This window comes from Lentzea albidocapillata subsp. violacea (genome assembly GCF_900100275.1).
GTDB classification, from domain to species: domain Bacteria; phylum Actinomycetota; class Actinomycetes; order Mycobacteriales; family Pseudonocardiaceae; genus Lentzea; species Lentzea violacea.
Map to the genome: position 1 here is coordinate 119661 of NZ_FNET01000017.1, position 14413 is coordinate 134073.

General features: G+C 68.8%; 14 protein-coding genes. 3 read left to right on the forward strand and 11 right to left on the reverse strand.

Going from position 1 to position 14413, the window contains the following annotated elements:
• Positions 1-6: 6 nt before the first annotated feature.
• From BLR21_RS30735 to BLR21_RS30750, 4 genes are all read right to left on the reverse strand, one after another.
• Positions 7-1782 (reverse strand): hypothetical protein, encoded by a 1776-nt coding sequence (locus tag BLR21_RS30735; protein WP_090011457.1) that lies wholly within the window; start codon positions 1780-1782, stop codon positions 7-9.
• Complete coding sequence (locus BLR21_RS30740) at positions 1779-4340, reverse strand: AAA family ATPase (RefSeq protein ID WP_090011459.1); 2562 nt, start codon at positions 4338-4340, stop codon at positions 1779-1781. Before BLR21_RS30740 ends, BLR21_RS30735 begins: the two co-directional genes overlap by 4 nt.
• Before the next feature lie 12 nt (positions 4341-4352).
• Positions 4353-5753, reverse strand: coding sequence for a hypothetical protein (locus BLR21_RS30745; RefSeq protein WP_143027933.1), 1401 nt, complete (start codon positions 5751-5753; stop codon positions 4353-4355).
• A gap of 65 nt (positions 5754-5818) precedes the next feature.
• A complete protein-coding gene (locus BLR21_RS30750; RefSeq protein ID WP_090011462.1) occupies positions 5819-6769 on the reverse strand; it encodes an effector-associated domain EAD1-containing protein in 951 nt (316 codons plus the stop codon).
• A gap of 221 nt (positions 6770-6990) precedes the next feature.
• On the opposite strand from BLR21_RS30750, the gene BLR21_RS30755 reads away from it, so the two are divergent.
• Complete coding sequence (locus tag BLR21_RS30755; protein ID WP_090011464.1) at positions 6991-7662, forward strand: DUF6338 family protein; 672 nt, start codon at positions 6991-6993, stop codon at positions 7660-7662.
• Here the strand turns inward: BLR21_RS30755 and BLR21_RS30760 are convergent.
• Positions 7592-8218, reverse strand: a complete 627-nt coding sequence (locus BLR21_RS30760) for a 4Fe-4S single cluster domain-containing protein (RefSeq protein ID WP_090011466.1) — start codon at positions 8216-8218, stop codon at positions 7592-7594. The genes BLR21_RS30755 and BLR21_RS30760 overlap by 71 nt on opposite strands.
• 306 nt (positions 8219-8524) lie before the next feature.
• Here BLR21_RS30760 and BLR21_RS30765 point away from each other — a divergent pair, with 306 nt between their 5' ends.
• Complete coding sequence (locus BLR21_RS30765) at positions 8525-8728, forward strand: cold-shock protein (protein WP_030475722.1); 204 nt, start codon at positions 8525-8527, stop codon at positions 8726-8728.
• 94 nt (positions 8729-8822) lie between these two features.
• Here BLR21_RS30765 and BLR21_RS30770 read toward each other — a convergent pair whose 3' ends face one another.
• The 6 genes from BLR21_RS30770 to BLR21_RS30790 form a co-directional block, all read right to left on the reverse strand.
• On the reverse strand, positions 8823-9821 hold the full coding sequence (locus BLR21_RS30770; RefSeq protein WP_218131006.1) for an ADP-ribosylglycohydrolase family protein: 999 nt from the start codon (positions 9819-9821) through the stop codon (positions 8823-8825).
• 68 nt (positions 9822-9889) lie between these two features.
• A complete protein-coding gene (locus BLR21_RS30775; RefSeq protein WP_090011470.1) occupies positions 9890-10063 on the reverse strand; it encodes a CsbD family protein in 174 nt (57 codons plus the stop codon).
• 107 nt (positions 10064-10170) lie between these two features.
• Entirely contained in the window at positions 10171-11553 is a 1383-nt protein-coding gene (locus BLR21_RS30780; RefSeq protein ID WP_090011472.1) for a serine hydrolase, read from the reverse strand.
• 9 nt (positions 11554-11562) lie between these two features.
• Positions 11563-11739: a hypothetical protein gene (locus tag BLR21_RS42830; protein WP_176929869.1), complete on the reverse strand. Its 177-nt coding sequence runs from the start codon at positions 11737-11739 to the stop codon at positions 11563-11565.
• A 275-nt stretch (positions 11740-12014) separates the two neighbouring features.
• Positions 12015-12326: a hypothetical protein gene (locus BLR21_RS30785; RefSeq protein WP_090011474.1), complete on the reverse strand. Its 312-nt coding sequence runs from the start codon at positions 12324-12326 to the stop codon at positions 12015-12017.
• Between the two features lie 129 nt (positions 12327-12455).
• A complete protein-coding gene (locus tag BLR21_RS30790) occupies positions 12456-12692 on the reverse strand; it encodes a hypothetical protein (protein WP_090011476.1) in 237 nt (78 codons plus the stop codon).
• A 482-nt stretch (positions 12693-13174) separates the two neighbouring features.
• On the opposite strand from BLR21_RS30790, the gene BLR21_RS30795 reads away from it, so the two are divergent.
• Positions 13175-14338 carry a glycosyltransferase gene (locus tag BLR21_RS30795; protein WP_176929870.1) on the forward strand — a complete coding sequence of 388 codons (1164 nt, stop codon included), beginning with the start codon at positions 13175-13177 and terminating at the stop codon, positions 14336-14338.
• Positions 14339-14413: the final 75 nt, after the last annotated feature.

The window sequence follows — 14413 nt, forward strand, 5'->3', positions numbered from 1 at the left end:
ATCTCCTCAGTTCTTGATCGCCAGGGGGAAGAGAAGGGACGCCTGCGGTCCGGCGTCACGGACGGCCTTGGCCTCCTTGACGACGAACGCGGCGTCGACGTGGTGGAGCAGCATCGGTCTCTGCGGACTGGCGAGCGCGTGCCAGGCCTGGGTGGCGCGCCGTGCCTCCGGGTTGCCGCGCTCGGTCCAGTCCGGCCGGTCCCAGATCGCCGCGTGCACGACGCGATCGGATTCCAGCTGCCGCAACAGGAACTGCCAGTCGTGCTGGTTCGGGCACCTGCTGATGGCGGCGTCCGCGGCCGGATGAGGTGGCCTGCCACCGACCAGGACGAGCCTGCGCGCGACGGGCAGCGAGCGCCACGGAAGCCCGCGTGCGACGGCCAGCGCGTCCTCGACGGGAGCACCTCTCGGTTCGATCGCCGGGCTGGGCAGGAGGGCGGCCGCGAAGTCCTCCGCGTCCTCCAGCGACACGAAACCGGACGTCGTGTGCAGCACGTTCCGCGCGCGGAGGTGGTCGTCGTAACCGATGACGGCGGCTCTCACGGCCGCGGGATCGGGGTGGTGCGCGGAGAGGTGCGCCAGCACGTCCACGACCAGCTTTCGCCTGGGCGCCACCGCTTCCGCCGCACCGCCCAGTTCGACCGCGATCGCGAAGTCGAGTGCGTCGGCGTCGCTCTGGTAGCGCGGTGGCATGTCGTCGAGCAGCTCGGGCCACCGGTTCGCCGTGGCGTCGTCGGCGCTACCTCCCGGCCGCACCAGCGTCACCTCCCCCGGGCCGTCCAGCCGGAACTCCAGCTCGTGCCGCTGGGAGGGGCGCAGTTCGCAGCGCACCACGGAGATCGGCGCGCACTGGCGTGGCGGGGTGCCGGCGGGCCCGCTCACCACCGCCAGCACGAGCGGCTCACGGCCTCCCGCCGGGGCGTCCACGGTCAGCCGCGCCACCGGGAGCTCACGCGCCGTGGTGCCCGCGGTGAACAGAGTCCTGGTCATCGGGTGCGTGACGCCCTGAGGGTCCACGTCGACCAGCACGAGGCTCAGGTCGTGGTGCAACGGGGCACGCGCCACCCACGAGGCGATGACGCGGTCGTCGAGCGCCGGTTCGGTGCGGGCCACCAGCCACACGTCGGTGTACCGCGAGACGAGGGCGTCCGGTACCGGCAGACCCGGAAGCCGGTTCAGCACCAGGACGTCACCGTCCAGTCCGAGGTCGGCCAGGCCGGTGTGCCGCGTGGCCTGCCCGAGACCGGCACCTCCGGCGAGCACGATTGCCAGCTCGTCCGCGTCCTGCGGCAACGTGGGCATCAGCTCGCGCCACGGGTGCAGCCGCACGGGTCCGGTCAAGCCCGGAACGTGCCGTTCGCCGACATCGATGCGGGCCACCGCGACGCCGTCGAGACGAACGTCCACCACCGCCAGTGCGCCGTGGCGTGCCAGCCGGGACAACGCCGCGGCGCCCGCCACCGCCAGCGGTTCGGTGCGGTGCCGCGCCGAGGTCCGCCGTGCATCGGCCAGTTCGGCCTCCTTCGGCGCGCCGCCCCTGAGGAGTTTCAGGAGGCGCGCCAACAGCTCCTGGTCCCCGCCGGCCGCCAGCACCGCGGCCGTCAGGTCGAACCTCCGCCGGGCCGCGGTCAGCTCGGCGTGGAACTCGAGCCGCCGGTCGTCCGCGGCGATGTCGACCCACGGACCGCCGAACAGGACCCAGCCGCAACGGCCGCAGGACGGGTCGGGTGGCACGACGTGCGTGCACACCGGGCAGGCCACCTCGGTGAGAGCGGTGCTCACGACGCCTCCGGATCCGGGACGTCGGCGCCGATGACGAGACGGGCCTTCGCACGGCGCTCCTGCACCGGCAGCTTGAGCACCCGCACGGCGAGCCTGCGTTCCACCGTCGCGACCAGGTTGCGCACGGTGCGGGCGTTCGCGAACTCCCTGCCCTGGCGGGCCATCAGCGCCCGGTCGTGTTCCAGCCAGCGCACCGCCCGCGCGGGCACGGCCGGTTCGTACTCGTACCCCATCTCCTCGACCATGGCGATGAAGATCGAACGGAGCTCCGGGAGCTCGTAGTCGGCGAAGTAGAGCCGTTCCGCCCTGGACAGCACGCCGCTGTTGCTGCGGACGAAGTCGTCCATGCGGTCCGGATAGCCCGCGGCGATCACCACGAGCCTGCCCCGGTACTGCTCCATCAACGTGATCAGCTCGGCGACCGCCTCCGACCCGAAGTCGTTGCCCTCTCCCGCGAGCTCGTACGCCTCGTCGATGAGCAGTACGCCGTCCAGCGCCTCCAGCACCTTCGCCCTCGTCTTCGGCGCGGTCTGGCCGACGTACTCCCCCACCAGGTCCCCGCGCGTCGTCGTCACCACATGACCGCGGTAGAGCAACCCCAGCGAGGCGAAGGCCTTGCCGAGCAGGCCCGCCACCGTCGTCTTGCCGGTGCCCGGCGAGCCGAGGAACAGCATGTGCGGTGCCGCGACGCCACCGGGCTCGTGTTCCTGCAGCTTGCGCAGCTCCAGCACGGCGGCCAGCTCACGCACGGTGTCCTTGACCGTCTTCAGCCCGGTGAGCTGGTCGAGCTCGGCCAGGACCTCGTCCAGCGGTTGCTGCTCGGCGAGGTACGAGCGGTAGTGCGCCGGCACGTCCTCCGCGGTCGCCGGCATGATCTCGCCGTCGCGGGTCAGCCTGGTGCGACCCGCCCACTCCCTCCGGATCTCCGCGGCGAGCTCGCGCATGGTCCGCGCGTTCGCGAAGTCGGCGGACTTGGTGCGGTACAAGGCGTTGGTGACCGTGCGCAGCGCCGTGACGAGATCGTCGGCGCACTCGATGCCCTGCCCGCGGAGCCGGCCGAGCAGGATCTCGTGCAGCTCCTCCGGGGTGTAGTCGGGAAACACCAGGCGGTTGCCGCGCGGGAACCTGCCCGAGAGGCCCTGGTTGGTGGCGAGGAAGTCGTCGATGCGGCCGGCGTAGCCCGCGATGATCACGACCAGCCTGTCGCGGTGGTTCTCCATCTCGGTCAGCAGCACGTCGATCGCCTGGATGCCGAGACCGTGCGGGTCCTCACTGAGCCGATACGCCTCGTCGATGAACAGCACTCCGTCGAGCGCCTCGCGCACCCGTGCGGACGTCTGCCGCGCGGTGCCGCCCGGGATCGACGACACCAGGTCCTCGACCTTCGCCTCGACCACGTGCCCCCGCCGCAACAGTCCCAGGTCCCGGTACAGCTCGCCGACCATGCGCGCCACCACGGTCTTGCCGGTGCCGGGGTTTCCGGTGAACGTCAGGTGCAGCGCGGCGGGTTCGGCGTCGGTGTCCACACCTCGAGCCCGCAGCGCGATGCTCGCCTCCAGCACGTACCTGTGCCGTGCCAGGAACTCCTTCACCGAGGTCATCCCCACCATCTCGTCGAGCTTGCGCCACACGTCACGGGCGTCGGCGACCGCGACCTCCGCGACTCCGTGCTCCCGCAGCACGTCGACGGACAGCGCGGAACGGCCGGCGATCCGGCGCAGCACCCGTTCCCACACCTTGACCGGGATCTCCTGTGCGGCCATCACGCGCAACAGGTGCGGCAGAGCGTTCCAGTCGGAGAGGCGGAGACCGTGTCTCAGCCGGATGCCGTGCAGGAGCCCGGCCAGTTCGGCCTCGTCCGGAAACCCGAGATGTCCCGCCACCCGTCCCGACCGCCTCGCCTCGAGCGCGGCCAGCTTGTCGGTGAGCTGCGGCAGATATCGCTGGCCGCGCACGAACTCGACGATCGCGCCGAAGTCGGGCTGGCTGAAGAGCAGCACGCACACGTTGCCGCCGCCGACCACACCGGCGCTCCAGCGTCCGATCATCTCCGCGAACGGGCGGCGCATGTCCGGCTGGATGTTCTCCAGCCACGTCTCCGCGTTCGGGACCACCACGGCACTCGAGATCGCCGCGTCGACCATGATCCCGTCGAGCATCCGCACGCGTTCGGTGTCGGTGGAGGCGGACGGGCGGCGTGGCCGCGCGGGAGGTTCGGACAACAGCATCGTGTCGCCGAACGGGCCGCGGAAGTGCCGCATGGCGTTGCGGCGCCTGGGCTGCCGCGCCGAGTCCTGTTCCGGTGCCCGCGTCAGGTCGCGTGAGGCGTCGTCGCGGAAGTAGACCGCGTCGCGGTAGCCGCTGAACACGATCCGCTCGTAACCGGCGGCGTGCAGCACCTCCCACAGCATCTCCTCCGCCGACCGGACGTGCATGTCCGCGCCGACGAACCTGTCGTCCACACCGGGACCGTGCAGGATCCACAGCGGCTCACCGGGCCGTGGTCCGCGCGCACCGGTGAGCCGCGCCGGCACGGCGCCAGAGGAATCGATGGTCATCCGGTTCTCCGGTCAGGCGCGTCCGCCGGTCTGGCCCGGCGTCGGCCGGACGGTGCCGCGGGGTAGTTCCGCTCCGGCGGCGAGCAGCGGTTCGATGTCGCGCTTGCGGTCGTCGGGCTCCGCGAACTCCTCCGTGGCGCGCAGGTCGATGCCGCTGTGCTCCAGGACGTTGCGGTGGATCGACTTCGTCCGCGCGGCGCGTTCCGCCTCGGAGGCGCCGTCCGCGTCGAAGTTGTGCAGCCGCACCAGTGGCGGTGCGTCGGCGCGTTCGCCCGGCTCGACCTCGATCACGATCTCGCTGCCGCTCACGTGGTGCACGGACTTGGCGAGGAAGGTCTCCCGCTGGTCCTCGCTCGCGAACCCCGCCGTGGTGACCTGGTAGTGGTGGTGGTGGTCGAGAGCGCCGGCGATCAGCTCGGCGAGGTTGGTGCGTAGCTGAGCCGCCTGCATCGCCGTGACCGCCTGCGTCACCACGGTTTCCAGCCGCTGCTCGTACTCGGGCACGGTGTCGACGACGACGAGGAGCGCCTCGGTCGTCATCGGTTGCGCGTCGTCGCGGACCTGGGCGAGCAGCGAGTCGACCTCGGTGGCGAGCCTCGACAACGCGCCGCGCGACCAGTGGTCGACGTCGGGCAGATCGGTCGTCGCGAGTCGTCCCCTCAGCTCGATCTTCTCGTTCTGGGCCAGCAGCTCGCGCAGGCGGACCAGGTCCCGTTCGGCCGCGATCCGGCACGTCCGCCACTCCTGGTCGAGCCGGTCGAGGTCGAGGCGCAGCTCGCTGAAGGACAGGCAGAGCTCCTGCGCGGCGCTCAGGCTGTGAGCACCCAGACCGCTGTCCACGTTGGACAGGAGCGTGGTGAGCCTGGCCTCCAGCGAAGTGAACCTGTCCGGCAGATACCGCTCGTGCGGGTACTGGGCCACCTGGTCGCGCAGGACCTTCGCGTCGGAGACGTACTCACGCGCGATCCGTTCCGCGCGGTCGTGGTGGGCACGCATCACCTCGACCTTCGCGCCGATCTCCGCGTGCTTACGCTCGCGTTCCCGCCGTTCCCTGTCGATCGCCCTGGTCAGGTTCTCCTGCTGCTGCCGCAACGCCTCGGACGTCTCGGCACGCAGCTGCTCACCCTGCGCGGCCATCTCGCGGTGCACCCTGTCGCTGTTCTCCCGCATCCGGCGGGCGGTCTCGCGCTCGACCTCGCGGGTGTGCTCACTCAGCTCGCCCATCGCCTGTTCGAACCGGGCGTGCCGCTGGTCGACCTCCCGCATCGAGGTCTCGATGTCGGCCTGCGTCCGAGCGCGGATCCGATCCACGATCTTCGGCATGTCGCGCTTGAGCTCCGCGAGCTTGCCGGCTTCCTGGCGCAGGCGATTCCATTCACCTTCATCGACGTAAATACGCTTTCTACCGCTCACCGAGCCACCCCTAGACGCACACCACGGAACAAGCACCCGTCTTGTCACCGAAGAGCAGAGATTCGTTACATCGATCGCACGTAGAGCTGTTCGGGAAGGTTCCGGCATTCCCCGTCAGTGGTGCCGACCTCTTCCACGGCCACTCTGGCGGCCGCACCGAGTGAACGTACCGAGCTTTGACTCAGGTGCCTGTACATCGCCGCGGAGAACGCGATCGCGCAGTCGTCGTCGAGGTCGTTATTCCACGCGACGACGGTTTTCGCGAGGCCGTCGAACAGGCCGGCGAACTCGGCGCTGCGGCACGCGGAAATGACAAGGCCCGAAAGAGTGAAATCGGCATGGTCGCGATATGCGCGCAGCCGTTGCGCCAGTGCGGCCGCCGGAATCGGGTGCGGATCGCCGTCCGGGTCCTCGAACTGCAGCAGGCCGTCCACGGCGTGGCAGCAGAGGTGCAGCACGTCCGGCTTCTCCTCCAGCACGTCGGCCAGATCGGCGATGGTCGCGGCGATCCTGCTGACGACGCGCAGCACACCCGGTCGTTCGGCTCGTTGCACCGCACGGAACTCGCGATCCGCGCGCAGCCGGTCGAGGTCGATGTCGAAAGGGCTGGCACCGAGAAAGAAGATGCTGGTAGCAGGCTTTTCGGCACGCTCGCGCTCCGCGCCGGACGGCTGGGCGTACACCGTGACGGGACCTTCGGCCCGCTCGATCACGACCATGTCGCGGTCGGCGCGAAAGGTCCTGCCCGTCTCCTGCCGCCGCTCGCCGAAGAGCGGGCTCCCCGGATATCGCCTGCGCACGACCTCGAGCAGCCGGCGCCGCCCGGCGATCATCACGCCGTCGGCGAGCCGTGCCGCGGCCGTCGCCCAGAACGCCCTGGCATCGCCTGAATGCGGGATGCCGAATACCACCTCGCGTGGCATGCCGCATTCTTCGAGAACCGCCCGTGCCGGCTCCTCGGATGCGTACAACCGCGCGAGCTGGTCTACCTCGGCAGCCGAGAGCTCATCACCCATAGCACCTCAGATCACTTTCCGACCTCGGTTTCGGAGCCTGGAGGGAACGCGGGAGGATCGGCGTCCGCGTCGAGCACCGGGAAATCACTCTGCGTCCGCTTCTGACCGCGCACGCGACGCGCTCGTGCTTTCTTGCCGGACCCGGCGTCCGGAGCCCGTGCTGAATCAGCCATGGTGATGACCTCGTGTTCGGCGGAGGCGAAGTATGGCATGGTTACCGCGTGCCGTCGACGTTGCTGGGCCTTCTCGTATTCGCGGTGTGCATGACACCTGGCCTGATGTTCGCATTGGCCCGCCAACGCGTCGCGCCACAACTCCAGGCGTCACCGGTCCGGGAAACCGCGCGGCTGGTGTGCGTGAGCCTGGCGTTGAACGTGGTCGTGCTGATGCTCTTCGGCTCGGTGCGCGCCATCTGGCCGTCGATCACCCCGGACGTGGGCAGGCTCGTCCGCGAGCCCGCGGCATATCTGAAGGAGTCGTACCTGGCGGTCACCTGGTGGACGATCGGCCTGCTCGGGCTCGCGACCGCCCTGGCCGCGGTGATCGGCTCGATCCGCACCCGCCACGTCGCCCCGCACGAGTCGGCGTCCTCCGCCTGGTGGCTGATGTTCGAGGAGAAGCCAGGCCGGCGCATCCACGTCGGCTGTGCGATGGAGGACGGCTCGTTCATCTCCGGACTCCTCGCGTCCTTCAACACCTCGATCGACGAGACCGGTGACCGGGACCTGGTCCTGGCCGCCCCGATTCGCTTCCGGGCCGGCAACACGGCCGCCCCCACGACGCTGACGGACACCAGTGGAGTGATCATCAGTGCCCGCCGGGTCATCTCTCTCTTCGTGACCTACCAGGCCCACCCAGCACAGGAGCGAGACGCTTCAGCAGATCAGCCGTAGGCACCCCGACGAGCGCCACCTCCCGCTCCCCCACCCGGACCTCCGCCGTCCGCGGGCGGCCTTCGAAGTCGTAGCCGACGTCGGCGAGCCGTCCGGTGAGGTGATGCACCACCTGGTTCGTGCTTCCGCGCAACCCGAGGCCGTCGTCGCGTTCCCGCACGTACTGACCGTCGATCAGGACGTCCACCTCGGACAGCAGCTCGGCCACACCGGGCAGTCCGCTTTCCTTCAGCCGCGGCAACGTGAACCCGGTGAAGCAGACGACCGACACGTCGCGCACCTCCCTCGCGGCCCGAGCGAGAGCGGCGAGTCCCTCAGCCTGAGCCATGGGTTCCCCACCGCTGAACGTGAGGCCGTCCACCCGCTCGTCGGCCAGCAGCTCGCCGGCCAGCTCGCCGACCCCTGCCAGCCGCGCGGGCACGTCGGGAATCCATTCGGGGGCGACACATCCCCGGCAGCGGAACGGACACCCCTGCACCCACACGACCGACCGCCATCCCGGCCCCAGCGCCGGGGTGCCGACACACGTGGAGGCGACGTTCAGCCTGAGCACCATGCCCCGACTGTCGCCAGGTACCCAAACGATCGTTACACCCCGCCCCGGCACACCACGGTGAACGCCGTGCCGTGGTCGTCCGCCGTCACTCTGTGAGGCGATCTTCGACACGATCCGGGAGATTTGGGCACTCCGATGCTGGATGTTGGGGCCCGCCGGTGTACGGTATTCACATCTGTCATGGTTCCGAAGTACCGTTCGCCCGTGATCGCAGGTCACGGGCGTTTTGCTGTTCAGCGTCTCCGGCCATGACGGATCACCCGGCCCCGCACAGTGCGGGCGCCAAATTCATGCTTGGAGTGCACCATGGCCACCGGAACCGTCAAGTGGTTCAACGCTGAAAAGGGCTTCGGCTTCATCGAGCAGGACGGTGGCGGCGCTGACGTCTTCGCCCACTACTCGAACATCGCCGCTCAGGGCTTCCGTGAGCTCCAGGAGGGCCAGAAGGTCTCCTTCGACATCACGCAGGGCCAGAAGGGCCCGCAGGCGGAGAACATCGTCCCCGCCTAGTCCCCACTGCCGTTAGCGGCACGCAGGACTGCTGAAGCCCGGCCGGATGATCTATCCGGCCGGGCTTTGTCGTGCCTGGACGACCCGCAACGCCTCAGATCAGGTTGTGCGTGCCGGAAGTGAGCGCGCTCAGCTGGTCCGCGTACTCGATGCGCGCGACCCAGTCCGCCGGCCAGGCGGCCAGACCGTGGGCGGCGCCTACGAACGCTCCGGCCAGCGCGGCGATCGAATCGGAGTCGCCGCTGGTCCGGGCGCCCCGGACCAGGCATCGCACCGGGTCGCCGGCGTGCCGGATCGCGCAGTGCAGACCGCTCGCCAGCGCCTCCTCGGCGATCCAGCCCTCGCCGGTGGTGAGGCACACGTCCAGGCCGTCGTCAGGCCGGGCAAGAGCAGCCACCAGCCGCTCGAGCACCACGACGCACTCGTCCCAGCCGCGGGCGATGAAGTCGGCGGGTGTGGTCGCGCCCGGCAGCTGCCACAGTGATCCCAGCCACTCCTCCAGGTAGACGGAGCGCCGTTCTGCACATCGGGCCAGCAGCGCGGCGGGCACGTCGGCCAGGTCGGCGCCGTCGACCAGCAGCCGCGTGGCGTAGGCGGTGAGCTCGGACGCGGCCAGTGCCGTGGGATGGCCGTGGGTCATCGCGGCCTGTAGCTGCGACACCCCGGCGAGCACGTCGAGGTCGAGTCCGGGCACCAGACCGACCGGGGTCACGCGCATGTTCGCGCCACATCCCTTGGATCCGGCGACGGTCGCCTCCACCCACGGCGCGCCCTCCGCCAGGCCGCCACACGCGCGCAGACACGTCATCCCAGGCGCACGGTTGTTCTCCGGACTGTGCGCCCAGGCCACGAACCGCTCCCGCAACCGCGGCTCCAGCACGTCAGCGGTGTACCGGTCGACACCGTGCAGCGCCCACGCGACCGCGAGCGCCATCTGCGTGTCGTCGGTGACCAGTGCGGGATCACCCACCAGGTCATCCGGCCCGGCAGGACCGAACCTCCGGTCGATCTCCGCAACGGTCAGGAACTCCGTCGGCCGGCCGAGCGCGTCCCCGAAAGCCAGCCCGTACAACGATCCCGCGATTCGATCCACGGCGCGACCCTAACCGAGCCCGGGAAGGGTGCATCCGCGAACGCACGTACCCTTCCCGGGTCCGCGGGTCACTTCTTGAAGACGTCCTTGACCTTCTCGGCCGCCTCCTTGAGGTGGCCCTTCGACTGGTCGGTCTGGCCCTCGGCCTGCAGACCCTGGTCGTCGGTCGCGTCGCCGACACCTTCCTTGACCTTGCCCTTGAGCTGGTCGGCCTTGGCGTCGAACTTGTCATCGGTGCCCATGTCGTCCTTCCCCGGCACCTGAGTCTCAGGTGCGACATCCACCTACGGATGCCCACGCGACCGAGCCTCAATCCTGGATCGCCACGCTCACGGCTAGACCTATTTGGTCACGAAGTCTTCAGGATGGCATCGATCGCCTTGCCGAGCTGCGCGTACTTCTGCGTGTAGAGGACGGGAAAGACGCCGGGCGGGTCGGCCGGCCGGGCGGCGTCGGCGTAGTCCATCCCCAGGTTGCCGAACACGACGACGATGTACTCACGCTTGTCCTTGCCGGGCAACGACTTCACGATGCCCGCGTCGGACCCGGCGGTGGCGGTCCAGCCGGTCTTGTGCGCGAACGTCACCTCGGCGGCCTCGTTGCACGGACGCACGTCACGGTCGTAGACCGCGTCGCCGACCGTCACGGTGCCGTCCGGCTCGATCCAGCGTGATGGCACCTGCTGCGGGATGCCCTGCACCGGGTAGTCGCGCCCGCACCAGTTCGCTGTGGACAGCATCTCGTTGTGGCCCTGGGCCGCCAGCGTGTCCAGGAAGAACTTCCGTGACGACGGCGAAAGCTCGTTGGCGGTGACCGGCTTGCCCTCGTTCGTCGTCCACAGCACGTCCGCCCCGCCGTTGATCAGCAGCAGGAGCTTGGCGGTGTCGAGACCGCTCATGTTCGCGCCTCCCCAGCCGCCCCCGTTGCCGGGAATCGTCCCGGTGACCATCAGCGTCGGCATGCCCAGGTCCGCGAACGTCCGGTTGACCTGGTCCCACGCGTTCAGGTCGTGGAGCAGCTTCACCAACGCGCAGGTGGACTCGTTCTGCGACTTCGTGATCATCTCGTCGAAGTGCTGCCGGACCCTCTTCACCGACGGTCCGCCGCACGCCTCACGCGCCGGGCTGGGTTCGAAGACGTAATCGGCGTCGAGATCGATCCTGCCCAGATCCACCAGCCGCAGCACACCGAAGCCCACCAGCAGCTTGAGCACCGACGCCGGGTACGGCGAGGCGAAGTCGATCGGCGCGTGGTCTCTGCCCGGCAACACGTCCCGCGTGCCCACGCCGCCGTTGGTGTCCCACTCAGCGTCATCCCACCAGCGATAGCGGACCTGGTCGGTGGACAACGCCTGGGGCTGGACCGGCACAACCACGCCGTGCGGGTGCTGCGGGCTGAGCAACACGTTCGCCACCGCCGCCGGCCGTCCGGCGGCGTCGAGTTCGATGACCGCCACGTCCAGGTTCGGGGTCTGGTGCAACGGTGTGCCGCCGGGACGCGTCCGGGCCCGGCTCATCAGCTCGGCAGGCGGAGCGTCGTACTCCTCCTGCCTCGCCGGGCGCGTGCCAGGCTTCGGCGGGGTCAGGTCGATGACGTCCCTGAAGTTCTGCGCCACGACCGCTTCGCGCAGACGCTCGGCCAGCGGCGGGCCTTCCGCACCGGCCACCGGCGTCGTGGCGGCGGCCGTCACCGTGAGCGCCGTACACAACAGGCTGATCCGCTGGAGCTTCATCCCGGCCCGCTACATCGGACGTCGATGGCTCGGCGGACCGGCCGGATCGAGCGAACCGGTCACGGCGCTGCCGCAGGCGGGCAGCACGTCGTCGGTTTCACCTGGCCACTGCGGAACTTGCGCACCTCTCGCGGGTGTGTCCACGTACTTGGCGTAGAGCTCGTCGAAGATCGGTGTCCTGGTCATGCGCACAATGGTGATGAGGCGAGATCACAGATCAGAAAAAAACGGGCCTAAACCGCTAGAACGGGTGATCCCGGCATTACCCGGAAACCCTTGTGGCGCAACAACAATCGGATACGCACGAAGCGCCCTGCTGCCAGTGGCAGCCGGGCGCTTCGCGAGATACAGGTTGTCCAGACCATCAACACCACGTGCGGGCCGCGTCAGGCGTACCGGCCCCCGAAGTGATCAACCGGTAGGAGCCAGTTCGTCGCCGACTTCACGTGATGTGCCGCGAGTCAGCGGTCCGAGTCGTCCCCGTGGTGGTGGTGGTGGTGCTCGATGTCGAGATCGGGGTTCGTGCACGGTCCGCTGTCGTTGTTGGAGAAGAGCGGCACCGCGATGACGTTCACGTCCACGTGGCAGACGTTGATGTCGCTGAGCAGCTCGGAGTCTTCCATGTTCACGAGGCCGACCTGGTGGTCGTGCTCGTACTTCGTGGCGAGATCCATCATGTCATCCATCGCGCCGCCCTGAGTCGCGAAAGCGGGCGTGCCCATCATCAGAAAACCCGCGCCAAGAGCGGCCACGGCAAATGCCTTCTTCAGCATGACGATTTCTCCTAAGAGCCAGTCGTTGATCTGCACGTGCAACAAAGAGAGGAACGGAGCCGGCACCCTGTGCCGAACTCCGCTCCCCACGAAAGAACGGCGCGCCGCCGCAGCGTGCGCCGCCTTACGTCACTTGTCGTCGGGGTTGGCGCACAGGCCGCTGTCGTTGTCCGACAGCACCGGCACCGCGATGACGTTGACGTCGATGAAGCAGGCGTTCAGATCGCTGACGACCTCGGAGTCGTTCAGGTCGGCAACGCCGACCTGGTCCGTGATGTCCAGCTCAGGGGAATCGGCCAGCGCGGTGGAACCAAAACCGAGGAATGCGCCCGCGATAGCGACGGCCGCCCCTGCCTTCTTCAGCACAGAAATCTCCTTGTTTGACCTGTCAACAAAAGGTTTGCTTCGGCAACATGCCAGCCGGAAGTCCGACAGGACCGTATCCAAACAATCGGAGAAGACCAAATTAGCAATCACGCGATGGTGTGAACACCGCAGCCGCGCATCACACCATCGGGTGATGCTCCAATATTGATGTTTAGAACAATCTCATCGGATGAGCAGGGCAGAATCCGCGTATTCCACGTCCGCATCCTGCTATGGGGTGAATGCCCGCCCGCCCGGCGCCCGAGTCTCGGCCCAGTGATCAGCAGGGCCCTTGCCCCGGCGGGCTCGCTACCACGCTTGAACAGCGCTTCGTCTCGCATCGAGCGAACCTCCGAAGCGGTGGCACGCGCCCGTCACCTGGCTCTGGACCAGCGCACGGGTGCACAGCGCAGGAGTGCGCACCCTTGTCGCCGGCGCCGAGAAGCAATACGGTCGCTCTATTCCACCGGAGTTTGGTCGAGTTGAGCCGGCAGCTCGGAGTCGCGCTGGAGACCGAGGATGCGGCCGGGCGAATGCGAATAGCGATGGTGTCAGTACAGGCAGGCCCACACCCTGAAAGCGCGGCGCAGGCCGCGCACGTCGCGGAGCTGTGCGCGGGATTGAGCGCTTCGGGACATGAGCTGGTCGTCTACACCCGGCGTGACGATTCCACGTCACCGACAGCTCTCTGCTCCGACGACGGTTACGACATCGTGCGTGTTCCCGCCGGACCGGCGCGCGCACTCGCGGAGAACGAGGTCGTAGGCCATCTCGGTGATTTCGCCGAGTTTCTCGCCGAGCAGTGGCAGACGCGACCTCCGGACGTGGTGCACTCGCATCACTGGACGTCCGGGCTGGTATCGGTAATCGGCGCGCATCGCTTTCGGATTCCGGTGGTGCACTCCTATCACGGGTTCGGCGAGACCGAGGTGGAACAGCGCTCCGACGCCGAGGCGCTAATCGCGCGCCGGGCGGCGTGGATCACGGCGACGAGTTCCGCGGAAGCGGCGCAGCTGTGGCAGGTGGGCGTGCGGCGCACCCAGGTGTCCGTGGTTCCCAGCGGTGTGAACTCGGATTTCTTCGACCCGGAAGGTCCGGCCGCCGTCCACGATGGACGAATGCGCGTCGCGGTTGCCGGAGAACTGGCTTCGGGTACCAGCTCTCTGGCACTGGATGCCGTCGTGTCCACTGTGGATCATATCGAGCTGGTGGACGCGAACGCGGTTCCGCGCACCGACCGGCCGGCGATGTTGAGGTCAGCCGACGTCGCGGTGTGCGCACCGGCCGTCGAAAGGTACGGCACCGCGGCACTTGAGGCGATGGCCTGCGGTGTCCCGGTGGTGGCCACGGCGGTCGGTGCGCTGAGCGACATCGTGCTGCCGGACGTGACCGGCCTGCTGGTCCAGCCGCAGGACGGCCGACGGCTGGCGCAGTCGCTGAAAGCGTTGCTGGCCGACGAAACGCGACGGGAGCAGTTCGGCATCGCCGCCCGCGACCGCGTGCTGGGCCGGTACTCACGAAGCCGGCTGGCGAAGGAGGCGATGGCCGTGTACGAGCGCGCCACGCTGGCGGAGCCACCCGCGAAGGCACACCGTCCACGAAGGCCAGCCGCAACGGCCGGCCTTCCCGCTCGAACCCGGCCGTGAACTCGGGCACAGGTCGCCCGCTCACCCACCGTCCACAGTGGTGCCTGACGACGCTCCGGTCGTCCGCTCACCAAC